The sequence below is a fragment of the Erythrobacter sp. SN6-5 genome, assembly GCF_057364945.1.
Genome location: NZ_CP200282.1, coordinates 1363704 through 1375703, shown reverse-complemented (window position 1 = coordinate 1375703; position 12000 = coordinate 1363704). Strand labels below are relative to the sequence as shown.

8 protein-coding genes and 3 pseudogenes are annotated in these 12000 nt (G+C 58.8%); 5 read left to right on the top strand and 6 right to left on the bottom strand.

Annotation, left to right across the window (positions count from 1 at the left end; all coding sequences use genetic code 11):
* Positions 1–17 precede the first annotated feature (17 nt).
* Positions 18–872 carry a class I SAM-dependent methyltransferase gene (locus tag AC0V6Z_RS06900; protein ID WP_472640605.1) on the bottom strand — a complete coding sequence of 285 codons (855 nt, stop codon included), beginning with the start codon at positions 870–872 and terminating at the stop codon, positions 18–20.
* 155 nt (positions 873–1027) lie between these two features.
* Here AC0V6Z_RS06900 and msrA point away from each other — a divergent pair, with 155 nt between their 5' ends.
* Both msrA and AC0V6Z_RS06890 read left to right on the top strand, forming a co-directional pair.
* A complete protein-coding gene (msrA, locus tag AC0V6Z_RS06895) occupies positions 1028–1555 on the top strand; it encodes a peptide-methionine (S)-S-oxide reductase MsrA (protein ID WP_472640604.1) in 528 nt (175 codons plus the stop codon).
* Positions 1556–1569: 14 nt separating this feature from the next.
* Positions 1570–2400, top strand: coding sequence for a hypothetical protein (locus AC0V6Z_RS06890; RefSeq protein ID WP_472640603.1), 831 nt, complete (start codon positions 1570–1572; stop codon positions 2398–2400).
* Here AC0V6Z_RS06890 and AC0V6Z_RS06885 read toward each other — a convergent pair.
* Positions 2401–3652 (bottom strand): annotated as a pseudogene (locus AC0V6Z_RS06885) (RsmB/NOP family class I SAM-dependent RNA methyltransferase).
* Positions 3653–3711: 59 nt separating this feature from the next.
* Here AC0V6Z_RS06885 and AC0V6Z_RS06880 point away from each other — a divergent pair.
* Complete coding sequence (locus AC0V6Z_RS06880) at positions 3712–3882, top strand: DUF1674 domain-containing protein (protein ID WP_472640602.1); 171 nt, start codon at positions 3712–3714, stop codon at positions 3880–3882.
* A gap of 127 nt (positions 3883–4009) precedes the next feature.
* On the opposite strand, the pseudogene AC0V6Z_RS06875 reads toward AC0V6Z_RS06880, so the two are convergent.
* From AC0V6Z_RS06875 to AC0V6Z_RS06860, 4 genes and pseudogenes are all read right to left on the bottom strand, one after another.
* Positions 4010–5424: pseudogene (locus tag AC0V6Z_RS06875) on the bottom strand (cytochrome P450).
* Between the two features lie 89 nt (positions 5425–5513).
* Positions 5514–6550: pseudogene (gene hemH / locus AC0V6Z_RS06870) on the bottom strand (ferrochelatase).
* A gap of 34 nt (positions 6551–6584) precedes the next feature.
* On the bottom strand, positions 6585–8861 hold the full coding sequence (locus tag AC0V6Z_RS06865; RefSeq protein WP_472640601.1) for a molybdopterin cofactor-binding domain-containing protein: 2277 nt from the start codon (positions 8859–8861) through the stop codon (positions 6585–6587).
* 101 nt (positions 8862–8962) lie between these two features.
* Entirely contained in the window at positions 8963–9868 is a 906-nt protein-coding gene (locus AC0V6Z_RS06860; protein WP_472640600.1) for an Mrp/NBP35 family ATP-binding protein, read from the bottom strand.
* A gap of 178 nt (positions 9869–10046) precedes the next feature.
* Here AC0V6Z_RS06860 and hflK point away from each other — a divergent pair, with 178 nt between their 5' ends.
* Together hflK and hflC are read left to right on the top strand one after the other, a co-directional pair.
* Positions 10047–11267, top strand: a complete 1221-nt coding sequence (hflK, locus tag AC0V6Z_RS06855; RefSeq protein ID WP_472640866.1) for a protease modulator HflK — start codon at positions 10047–10049, stop codon at positions 11265–11267.
* On the top strand, positions 11200–11985 hold the full coding sequence (hflC, locus tag AC0V6Z_RS06850; protein WP_472640599.1) for a protease modulator HflC: 786 nt from the start codon (positions 11200–11202) through the stop codon (positions 11983–11985). Before hflK ends, hflC begins: the two co-directional genes overlap by 68 nt.
* Positions 11986–12000 lie beyond the last annotated feature (15 nt).

Genomic DNA, 12000 nt, shown 5'->3' with positions numbered 1-12000 from the left:
TCTCCTTGGCGTGAGCCTCAGTTCGCTTTCTTGAAGAGCAGCGTCATACGGTCGCTTTCGCCGATGCTGAGATACTCGCTGCGGCGGGGATCATCTTCGCCGGTGGCGAGGACCGGAGGCAACGTCCAAACGCCGCGCTCCCAATTGGCTGGGTCTTGCGGGTTGGCATTAATTTCAGACGATGCGACCAGTTCGAAACCTGCCGCCGTAAAGACCGACAATAGGCGCTCGGTCGGAATATATCCTGGAACCGGATTATAGTCGTCAAAATTCGCCCCTTCAGGCGCGCGGTGCTGAACCACGCCGACCATTCCATCATCCTCCAACATCGTGCGAATCACGCCAAGAACTTCGTCTGCGCGGTTGCCGTTGACGAGACCGTGCATCGAACGAAAGATCAAAACGCGGTCGACCGTGCCAGCCACGTCTTCTGGCATTTCATCTGTTTCAAACGCGGTGACAGCATCGGCCTCAATGCCCATCGCCTCAGCCAAGCCTGATTTGAAATTTTCAGTCCAGCTCTTGGTGCGCGCTTCTTGTGCCCGTGTGCGGTAATTGCGGCCATCGCTGTCTTGGTTGATCGCCATATATTTGCCAGCAGGCATCAAATAAGGGGCGAGCACTCGGGTGTACCAGCCGCCGCCAGGCCCATATTCAACCACTGTATGGGTCGGCTCAACCTGAAAGAACGCCAGTGTTTCGGCCGGATTGCGATATTGATCGCGCGCACGGTCGTTATCGCGGCGCTCATGCGCTAGCACTTCGGCGAGACTGGGCGCAGCAACATTATCTTCAGCCATCGCAGGTGTCACTGGTGACAGCGCTGCGAGACCAGCGAGAGCGGCAAAAGGGGCAAAAAATAGGGGCTTCATTGGAGGTGTCCTCATTTTGATCGAACGATTGCGCCCTTCAATAGCCGCTGAGCGGGCGAAGACAAGTTGCCCATCGACCGACGTGTGACCAGAACGGGCTAATGACAAACCGGCTCAGTGTTCTTATCTCCTCACCCAACAAGGAGTTTTGATCGATGGAACAGGCAATTGTTGCAGGTGGATGTTTTTGGTGCACCGAAGCAGTCTTTCGCGATGTGGTCGGCGTGAGTGAGGTGGAAAGCGGCTACATTGGCGGCGATAATCCCAACCCGACCTACAAAGAAGTGTGCAGCGGAACGACTGGTCATGCCGAGGGTATCCGTGTGACTTTCGATCCAGCGACAATCAGCCTGCCAGAGATTTATGATGTGTTTTTGGGCACCCATGATCCGACCCAGCTGAACCGCCAGGGCAATGATGTCGGCACCCAATACCGCAGCGCGATTTTTCCGCTCAGCGATGCTCAGCGGGAAGAAGCAGAGGCTGCGATTGGGCGCTGGAATACGGAAAATTCTGGTCAAGCTGTGACCACGATTGAAGGGCCATGCGAATGGTATTCAGCGGAGAATTACCATCAGGAATATTGGGATGGTGAAGGCCAAAGAAACCCTTATTGCCTGGCGACCATCCCGCCGAAACTGATGAAGCTGCGCAAAAGCTTTCAAAACAAGGTGAAGGCGTAACGCGCGGCTGATCGATGCAGCTTGCCCGGTCATATACTGCCAATCACAAGGTGCTGAGCGACGGCTCGGTAGCGTTTGAATGTTCGCAAGATACGGCCGAATGGCCTTGGCTTGCCCTGCCTGCGCAGCATCCGCTCGTAATCCAGACTCAAAATTTCTGGACTAGTGTTGGCGCCACCGCCGCCCTGGGCACGCGTGATGACAGCAAATGGAGCGCGCTGACCTGGACGGATTGGGCGCTGGACGATCTTAATGCGGATCAGGCAGCGCGCGGGGTCTTTGCCCTCAGCGGGGATGATGGCGAGCTGGCGTTTAGAACCGAGTTGTTTGATGCGCAGGATCGCCCAATTGCGCGCATGGGCGGCAAGGGTGTTGTCTTCAGAACCCGCAACTTTGAGGAATGGCGCGAAGGCTCCAAAGCCTCGGCCAAGCAAGATGCACCTGCTTCGATGCAGTTTGGCTATGCGCCGCGCGAGTTACTGGGCCTGACGGAGCGCGAGCCGCCATTGATTGGCCCTTTGGTGGAATCGCAGGAGGGCCTTGCCGCGACCGCGCTTGTCACAAGGGAGAATGGCCTGATGCCCGGCCATCCGTTCTTCAGCGGATCAGGTGACCATGTGAACGCGCCGCATCTCGCGGAATTGGCCCGGCAGACGGTGAGCCTTCTATGCGAAGGCTCGGCTGTACTGATTGCACATGGTGAGATGGATATGCACCGTTACATTGAGTTGGGCACAGGGATTTCGATCACGATTGAGCAGCAACAAGGCCAAACTGCTGTGCTCCGTGTCAGCCAACTTGGCCGGTCCTGCGCGGTGCTGAAGATGACATGGATTGAGGTTTGATTATTCCGGTTTCATGAACCGGGCGATAAAGAACCCATCGACCCCGCCTTTATCGGCCAACATGCCAGGATGCGTGCGGACGTGCCCCTCTTCGCTCGGCTCCATTCCATCGGGCAGTTCATCTGCGGTCACTGGCAATTGCTTCAGCCCGTGCTCATCGGTGACGCGGCGCGCCTGGGCCTCACCTTCTTCAGGCTCCAAAGAACACACAGCGTAAATCAACGTACCACCGGGTTTCAGCCATTGGGTAGCGCGTTCGATCAGCATGATCTGAAGGCTAGTCATCTCTTCGATCTGAGCGCCGCCAATACGATGAAGCACATCGGGGTGGCGGCGGCAGGTGCCGGTCGCGGTGCACGGTGCATCGAGTAGGATCGCATCATAGTGATGCTTTGGCTCCCACTTGGCGGCGTCGGCGCGGACGGGGGATGCCTTCAGCCCGGTGCGTTTCAAATTTTCCTTGAGCAAGCCAAGCCGCCGCTTACTGATATCGAGCGCCGTTACTTTCCAGCCTTGCGCGGCCAGTTGCATGGTCTTGCCGCCGGGCGCAGCGCAAAGGTCGAGCGCGTGACGACCTTCGCCATCTCCGAGCAGATGCGCAGGCAATTGCGCGGCCAAATCCTGCACCCACCAATTGCCATCGGCAAAGCCGGGCAGTTTTTCGACCGAGGTTCCGCGCGGCCAGCGGATATGCCCAGACGCAAGACTGACCCCGCCCATGGCCACCGCTTGTTCGGCCGTGCTGGCCGGATCTTTCAAACGCAGATCAAGTTCTGGAGGATCAGCTAATCCAGGCGCAATTTGTGCAGCCCTATCGCCCCACCTCTCCTGCGCTCGCTCAGGCAGGCTTGGCGCATCTGGCAGGGTCAGCTCTCGTTTAATCAAAGCGGAAAAGACACCATGCGCCAGCCGCACGTGGACCGCCAGATAGCAGCGGCAGACCCGTCGCGATCACCGCATGGGGCGGCGTGTTTAGCCGTAAAGCCTGAGCCAGCATCAGGCGCAGAACGCTGCGCACTTTTACATCGTTAGCCAGCTGTTTCTTGGTCGCGCTGTCGATCAGCGCGTCAAAATCGCCAAGCCAGCGCAGAGCCTCGCTGACAATCGCACGGGCCAGCGCTTTGTCCTCACCAGTGTGCAGTTTGCGAGTGGCCGCGCCCTCGGCCTGCTCCAAAGTCTCACCCCGGCGCAATACAGCGTCGAGCATTTGCAGCGCAGCGCGGCGCGCGGGAAGTCCAGAAATACTTGGCATGGATCAGGCGAATAGCCGCACTTGAAACTAAGCGCCAGCTCGCGCATTTCTAATATGCGATGACAAAACAGAAATCAGAAGCTGCGAAGAATTTCACCAAGCCTGCGCATTGGGGCAATGACCCGGTGCCTAAGCCGAAAGTGGTCGATCCGTTGAAGGACGAGCCACGCGAATTATCGCCCACCCGCTATGGCGATTGGGAGCGCGAAGGCATCGCCTGGGATTTTTAACATTCCAGATTCATGGTCAGGATCGACGGTTCGCCCGTGGCGAACCGCAAGGGCGACTGCCCGCCCGGAGCGATGCGATCTATGATCGCATGAGTGAGGAAATCGCACGCCGGATGGCGTGCGCAAATCAAAGAGGCTTAAATTCTACCTTCAGGCCATCTTTTGGCTGAGGGATTGGCCAGGCCTGCCAGTCAGGATCATAGCCTTCCTCAACCACGATCTCATACCGCTGCAATATCTGCGCGATCAGCACTTTCACCTGCATGTAGGCAAAATGCAGGCCCAGGCACATGTGCGCGCCGCCGCCAAACGGCACCCAGGCGTATTTGTGCCGTGCCTTCACCTGTTCGGGTGTGAAGCGCATCGGATCAAAGGTGTAGGGATCGTCCCAATAATCCGTGCTGTGATGGGTCCAATAGATGTTGATACCCACCGGCGTGCCCGCAGGAATGCGATAGCCGTCATATTCAAAGCTCTTCAGTGCGCGGCGCGGCATTGATGGAACTGGCGGCATGATCCGCAAAGATTCCTTGAATGCCATCTCCGTCAGCTCAAGCTTGCCCATATCATCGTAATCAAGCGGTCGCGGCTCGCCCGAGCCATCTGGCCCGCCTGTGACCGCCGTGATCTCGTCGCGCAGCTTTGCCTGCCATTCCGGGTTCTTGGCCAGCAAATAGACCAGCGAGGTTGCGCTTGATGTGATCGTGTCATGCGCGGCCATCATCAAGAAGTTCATGTGATCGACCACTTCATCGACCGGCAACAGTGATCCATCTTCACGGGTCGCCGTGGCGAACTGGCTGAACATGTCCTGCCCGCCGCCCTCGGCCCGGCGGCGATGTGTTTCCTTGGTGAAATAGTCCACCAGGAATGCGCGCCCATAGACACCCCTTTTCATCTTCGTGAAGGGCAGGGGGATCGCACAGGTGCGACCGAAGCCTGCACCATGTCGACGAAAGCCTCGTTGATTCTGTCGGCCTCTGGCCCCCACTCAATCCCGATGAAACTGTCTGCGGCCAGATCAAGCGTCAGCTTCTTGATAGCTGGATAAAACTCCATCTTGCCAGCCCAGCTCGCGACTTCTGCTGACATACCATTGTTCAGCGCACCAGAATAATGACGCATGGGGCCTGGCTTAAACGCAATCGACAGCGCTCGACGATCGATCCGGTGGTGATCGAAATCGAGCAGCATAAGCCCGCGTGGGAACAATTGATCGAGCACCGGGCCCCAGCCCTGTTCGCTGGAGAAGATCTTCTCCTTATTAAACATGACCAACTCATTGGCCTCTGCGCCGACCAAGGCAACATTCCAGCCGCCAAAGGCGCGGTTCTTATAAACCCGGCCATGGGTCTCAACCATATTGCTGGTGAAAGCGTGGGGGTCGGCCAGCATCTTGAAAGTGTTGCCCACCACGGGCCACCCAGCATCGCCGGGAATATGCGCCAAATCTTCAGGCTCTGGATTGCCCTCCGTCCAATGGGTTGGCGGCGTCTCTTGCGCTTTTTCAGCGGCGGCGTTTGTGTCGGCGAGCGTGGCCATCAGCGCGTCCTTGATAAGGTTCGGATTTACAACTTACCTCACTGTAAGCAGCGATGGCTATCAAATCCAGCGTGATCTGCGAAGGCGCGCTAAATCCAGCCGCCCAGTTCGCGCTTCATCATGCTTTCAAGCAGGGTAAGGCCGGATGCGCTGGTGTTCAGGCAATCGAGCACGGCGTAATCTTCCCCGCCAGCTTCTTCGAATATCTCCGCCCCTTCTAGCGCGAGCTCTTCCAGCGTCTCGACACAATCAGCCGAGAATCCTGGGGCGGCGATAGCGATACGTTTCGTGCCCTGCTCGCCCTCTTTGGTCAGCGTGTCGTCAGTCGCTGCAGCTCAAGCCATTGGGCCGGGCCAAAGCGGGATTGAAAGCTCGTCTCAAACCGCACGCCAGCAAATTGCGGCAGAACTTCTAAACGTTCGCGCAGCAGGCGCGCGCTCTTATGGCAATGGCAATGATAGGGATCGCCCAGCTCGAGAGTGCGCAATGGCATGCCATGGAACGACAGCAGCAGCACCTCCGGCTTAAATGTCAAAGCCTCAACCTGCCGGGTTAGATCTTGTGTCAGCGCGTCAAGGTAGGCCGGATCATCATGATAGGGCGGCAAAAAACGCAAAGCCGGTTGCCAGCGCATCTCACCCAGCACCCGTGCGACCTCGTCAAACACAGTGGCAGTCGTCGCAGCGCAATATTGCGGATAGAGCGGCGCGATCAATATCCGGTCGCAGCCCGACTGGGTTAGTTTGAGCAAGCGCTCTTCAATGGATGGCGAGCCATACCGCATGGCGTATTCGACATGAACGATCTCGCCCATTTTCCCGGCAATCGCTTCGGATTGGCGCGCGGTGATATCGGCAAGCGGCGAGCCGCGCTCTGTCCAAACCTTGGAATAGGCCTTAGCGCTTTTCTTTGGCCGGGTGTTGAGAATGACCCCGCGCAGCAATGGCTGCCATAGCAAGGCCGGAATCTCGATGACCCGGCGGTCTGAGAGGAATTGCTTGAGATACGCCTTCACGGCGCCAGGAGTAGGGGCCTCTGGCGTGCCCAGATTGATCATCAGGACGCCAACCGATCCGCTGGAAACCGGCGGGTGGTCGTTGGGCAGAAACTGCGGCTGCCAAGTCATGTGCGTTTGGCGCTAAAAAGGCGTTGCTGAGCAATCATATGCCGCCTGAAAGTAGGGGCAGGCGGCGAAGTCTCAAGCCCGTGGCGGAAAACAATGCATTCGCAATCGCCGGAGCGGCTACCGCTGCTCCTAGTTCTCCGGGGTCAGCAGGGGCGGCTTCATTGGCGATAAATTCTACTTCGATCTCGGGGCAATCGGCCAGTGCAGGCAGGCCAAGCTCGTCCATATCAAGTGCCGCTGGCATGCCTTCGGAATATCGGATCGACGCGCCCAGAGCGAGGCCGATGCCAAAGATCAACCCGCCCTCGATTTGCTGGCGCGCGATGTCGAGGTTGATGATCCGCCCGATATCAACCGCCGCTGTTAGCCGCGTTACGCGCACTCCGCCTTCACCCGCCCGCGCGGTGGCAATGCAGGCGATCCGCCCGCCAGTGGTCGCATCTCCAATCCGGTGGCAGGCAAGGCCCTGACCGCTTTGATCGGCGCCGCCGTCCCATTCCGCCATTTGTGCCGCGCGCTGCAGACAGGCGGCAAGCCTCACATCCTGACCCAGCATGGCGATGCGGTAGGACAGCGGCTCGCGCGAATGTTCGGTCGCGATCTCGTCAATCAGGCTCTCGGTCGCAAAGGCGGTGTAGCAATGCGCATTGCCGCGCATCCGCCCGGTCGGTAGGCCAATCTCGGTCGGCACATGATCGATGATCACGCTGGGGATGGCATAGGCCGGAATCGCGCCCTCGCAGGCGAGCGCGTCTTTTGTGCCCGATGTCTCTCGCATGGCAGCGGATGGGGTGAGGTTTTCAAACAGGCGTTTGCCAAATTCCAGATTGCTCGGCGGGCAAGCGATCCGGGTGCGCAGGCCATCAATGCGGCCCGATCCATCAGGTGAGAGCTGCGTGCCGAGCAGCATTGAAGCTGGGGTGCGCGGGCGCGACTGCAAAATTTCCTCGCGCCGCGACCATACGAGCTGAACGGGCGCGCCATGGCTTTCAGCCAGCTCGCGGGCGATGAGAGCAATTTCGATGGCGTGATCATTTTCCAGACGGCGATCAAAACTGCCGCCTGCTGGCATTGGATAAAGGACTACATCCTCAGGTTGGATCCCTATCGCGAGAGCCGCTGCAATCCGGGCGCTCTCTGGCGCCTGGGTCGCCATCCACAGCTCCAGCGTGCCGTCTTCATATCTGGCAGTGGCGCTCGCGGTCTCCAGCGGCGCGGGGATCGCGGCTTCAACCTCATATTGTCGGGCAAAATCGATCCGGCTGATACCTTCCTCGCCAAAGCCCTCGGTTGCAATGCGAAAGGAATCGCCGCCGGTGACCATTGTCTCAAGCCGGGCTGCAATCGCGCCGCTATCGGCGGGAAACTCCGCTGCGAATTGGGGTTTCATCGCGGCCAGTCCGCGCTGCGCCGCCCACCAATTGCTGGCGACTGCGGCGAGCCAACGCTTGCCCTCGATCACGCTGATGATCCCGCGCCTGCGGCGCTTGTCAAAGCCGGTTAGAGTGGCGCCATCGACCGGACCATGGCGGATCGCCGCATAGAGCATTCCGGGTAAGCGCACGTCAGCGGCAAATTGATGCGTTCCGTCCACCTTGGACGGCATATCAATGCGCGGAAAGGCGAGCGGCGTGGCATCCTCGCCCGGGACTGGCTTCTCGCCAGGGGGCGTGGTCAGCATGGGTGGCGGATCGGGCGCTTCCTTGGTTGCGGCTTCGGCGGCAAGCTCTCCAAAGGTAACGCGCTCCTCCCCGTAGCGAACAAAGCCGTTTTCGACCACGCATTGCTCCCAGGACGCGCCCCAGCGATCAGCGGCGGCTTGAGCCAGCATGGCCCGCGCGGATGCCGCCGCGTATCGGCATGGTTCCTCGAAGGCAGCGATGCTGGTGCCATCCGCTGTCGCTGAAAAACGGGCATCGCGCGCGAATTTCGCCGCCAAAAACTCATCGCTCATCTCGGAGAGACTTTGCCCCCAACCATCCCACAGCGCCGACCATTTGCGCGCCAGCGGAATGTTGGCATAGGCGCCGCTGACCGGGGCCGGTTCGACCGCAATTTGCCGCCAATCTGCGCCCAATTCCTGAGCCACAATTTGCGGCAAGAGTGTTGTGATCCCTTGCCCCATTTCAAGCTGCGGGACGGCCACGGTCACCACCCCATCCTCCGCGATTTTGAGCCAAGCGTCGAACACATGTTCACCCTCGCTCGGGATGAGCGGGCTGGGGAAGGTACGCGGATAGAGCCACCAGGCGACCACTAAGCCGCCGCCTGCAGCGGCACCGGTGAGCAATCCGCGGCGTGTCAGCTCCATCGTGCTAGCCCGCCTCTTGCTCTAGCCAGGTGGCGAGCTTCTGCGCGATCAAACGGAAGGCCGCCCCGGTGTCGCTGTCTGTCGCGACCAGATTACTGCCTTTATCGCTTAGCCACTCTCACATCCATGCTGAGCGGAATACGGCCCAAGAATGGAATGTCGAGACGCTGAGCCAAGGTTTCAAAGCCGCCTTTGCCAAACGGATCGCTCATTTCGCCGCAATGTGGGCAGGCATAGCCCGCCATATTCTCAACCAGACCGATAATCGGGACCTTGCCAGTTTCAAACAATTGGCCAGCGCGCGCGGCATCAATCAGCGCAAGATCTTGAGGAGTTGAAACCAAAACCGCACCATCGGGCTTATGCTTTTGGAGCATCGACAGTTGCACATCGCCGGTTCCGGGCGGCAAGTCGATGAGCAACAATTCGGTGTCGCCCCAATCACCTTCGACCAATTGCGTCAGCGCATTGCCGACCATCGGGCCGCGCCATGCAAGCGCCTGAGCTGGCTTGGCGAGATTTCCCATTGAGAGCATTTTGAGCCCGTGCGGGCTTTCAAGCGGGATCAATTGCTCGTTCTCAGCGACCGGTTTCTTGCCTTCGGTGCCAAGTAATTTGGGCTGAGAAGGTCCGTAAATATCTGCGTCGATCACGCCAACCCTATGGCCCAAAACGGCGAGTGCAATGCCAAGATTGGCCGTCAGCGTCGATTTTCCGACCCCGCCTTTGCCTGAGCCAACGGCAATGATCCGGCGCTTCACCCGTTCTCCCATCAGGGCAACGCGAACTTCGCTAACGCCATCCAGAGGGCTGAGGGCAGCGTCTATTTGCTGCTCTGCATCTTTGCGCTCGCTGCCAGAAAGCCCCGCCGCTTCGACCACAACAACGGCTCGGCCCGCGACCATTCGCGCGGAAGTCACCCGTTCGGCCAGGTTATCTCCGGCTCCCGCTTTGATAGCGGTCAGCAATCGCTCTTGATCATCGGTGGCGTTTTTAGGCTCGCTCATGGTGACACGCCTCTAGCAGCAAAATCGCCCGCGTAATCCTTGTTTTTGCATAGGGCCTGTTTTTCGCAAAAGTGCACCCTATAAAAGGCATATGAGAATTTTTGACGGTTTGAAAAAACGTTTCGTTTCGCGCTCCTCTGATGGAGCGGCCACTGGCCTTGGCGCAATCGGTTTGGCGATGGCTGGAAAGAAGAACCCCTGGGGTTCAGGCGGCGGCGATGATGGCGGCGACGAAACAGGTGATGGTGACAAGGGCGGCGGACCGCGCAACCCGTGGCTGCCGGGCGGCGGAGACGACAAACGGCGTTCTGCCAGTATCGAAGATATCTTTAAGAACCGCGGTCCAGAGGGTCCCAATCGCGGTGGCAGCGGCGGACCGGGTGGCCCCAAATTCCGCCTGCCAGAGCGGCAGGGCGGCAAGAGCTGGCTGCCGATCATCGCGGTTGGTATCGGCGCGATCTGGTTGTTTTCCACTAGCTTCCATTTCATCCAACCCCGCGAGCAAGCGGTCGTCACCTGGTTTGGCGGTAAATATTCTGAAACGCTCAATCCCGGTACTGAGCTCACTTTGCCTTGGCCGATCCAGCAGGTGAAGGCCGAGGACGTCAGCGAAATTCGCTCCGTCGATGTGCCTAAGAAGCTGATCCTGACGGGCGACCAAAACCTCGTCGATCTAAGCTACCTTATTCGCTGGAACATCAAAGATTTGACACTGTTTGAATTCCAGCTCGCTGAACCGATTGAGACGGTCCAAGAAGCGGCGGAAACCGCCATGCGTTCCTCTGTTGCAGAGATGACGCTCGACAATGTGATTTCTGGTGAAGGTCGGGCAGATATTGAGCAGAACGTGCTAATGCGGATGCAGACAATTCTGGATGCCTATGGCTCCGGCATTGCCGTACAAGGTATCGAAATCGACAAAGCCGATCCACCAGAGCAGGTGATCGAGGCGTTTAACGACGTGCTCGCTGCGCAGCAAAACGCCGAGCAGGAGATTAACCAAGCGCGCCGCTATGCCCAGCAATTGCTGGCCCGCGCAGAAGGTGATGCGGCCGAATTTAACCAGATCTACGGCGAGTATCGCCTTGCCCCAGAGGTTACCCGCCGCCGACTGTACTATGAGACCATGGAGGCTGTTCTGGCGAACACTGACAAGACCATCATCGAGGCCGATGGGGTCACCTCTTACCTGCCGCTGAGTGAAGTGCAGCGCCGCGCGACTGCCGCGCAAACCGCAACACCGGCGCAACCCGCACCGCAAGGGGGCAATGATCATGGATGCAACTTGGCAAAAATATCGCTTCGCCTTCATCGCGCTTGGCGTCTTGCTGGTGGCAACAGCCTCCAGCCTGTTCATCGTCCCAGAGAGCAAGCAAGCGGTCATCATCCGCACGGGTGAACCGCATTCGGTGGTGAACATCTTCCGTCCGGATGTGCCCTTCGGCGATACGAAGGCGGGCCTGTGGTACCGTATTCCATTCGTTGACCGGGTTCAGATGGTGGAGCGCCGCGTGCTCGACCTCGATATGGACAATCAGCAAGTGCTGACCAGCGACCAGCAACGTCTGCAGGTGAACGCCTATGCACGCTTCCGGATTATCCAGCCGGTGACGATGGTTCAGAGCGCTGGCGATGAAAGCCGCTTACGCTCACAATTGTCGCCAATCTTGACCTCGGTTCTGCGTCAGGAACTGGGCCGCCGGACCTTTGCCAGCCTGCTGACCGCAGAGCGCGGCAATGCAATGAACAACATCCGCGACAAGCTCGATGCTCAGGCTCGCCAATACGGTGTGCAGATTATCGATGTACGGATTAAGGCAGCCGATTTGCCAGAGGGCACACCTCTGCAAGCGGCCTTTACCCGGATGCAATCGGACCGGCAGGAAGAAGCCGCGACAATCCGTGCACAAGGCCGCAAGAATGCGCAGATCATTCGCGCAGAGGCAGAGGCGAATGCCGCCAACACCTATGCGGCCGCCTATGGCAAGGATCCTGGCTTTTATAACTTCTATCGCGCGATGGAGAGTTATCGCCGGACCTTTATCGACGGCAAGGGCAACAGCTCCATGGTCCTGTCGGAGGACAATGAGTATTTTCGCGAATTTCGGGGGCAATAACACCTTCGCCCGATC

Excerpts from the sequence above, each read along its gene's own strand:
- AC0V6Z_RS06880 (WP_472640602.1), top strand. The coding sequence starts at position 3,712 with ATGACAAAACAGAAATCAGAAGCTGCGAAGAATTTCACCAAGCCTGCG.
- AC0V6Z_RS06865 (WP_472640601.1), bottom strand. The coding sequence starts at position 8,861 with ATGGAGCTGACACGCCGCGGATTGCTCACCGGTGCCGCTGCAGGCGGC.
- AC0V6Z_RS06890 (WP_472640603.1), top strand. The coding sequence starts at position 1,570 with ATGCAGCTTGCCCGGTCATATACTGCCAATCACAAGGTGCTGAGCGAC.
- AC0V6Z_RS06900 (WP_472640605.1), bottom strand. The coding sequence starts at position 872 with ATGAAGCCCCTATTTTTTGCCCCTTTTGCCGCTCTCGCTGGTCTCGCA.
- AC0V6Z_RS06860 (WP_472640600.1), bottom strand. The coding sequence starts at position 9,868 with ATGAGCGAGCCTAAAAACGCCACCGATGATCAAGAGCGATTGCTGACC.
- hflK (WP_472640866.1), top strand. The coding sequence starts at position 10,047 with ATGGCTGGAAAGAAGAACCCCTGGGGTTCAGGCGGCGGCGATGATGGC.
- msrA (WP_472640604.1), top strand. The coding sequence starts at position 1,028 with ATGGAACAGGCAATTGTTGCAGGTGGATGTTTTTGGTGCACCGAAGCA.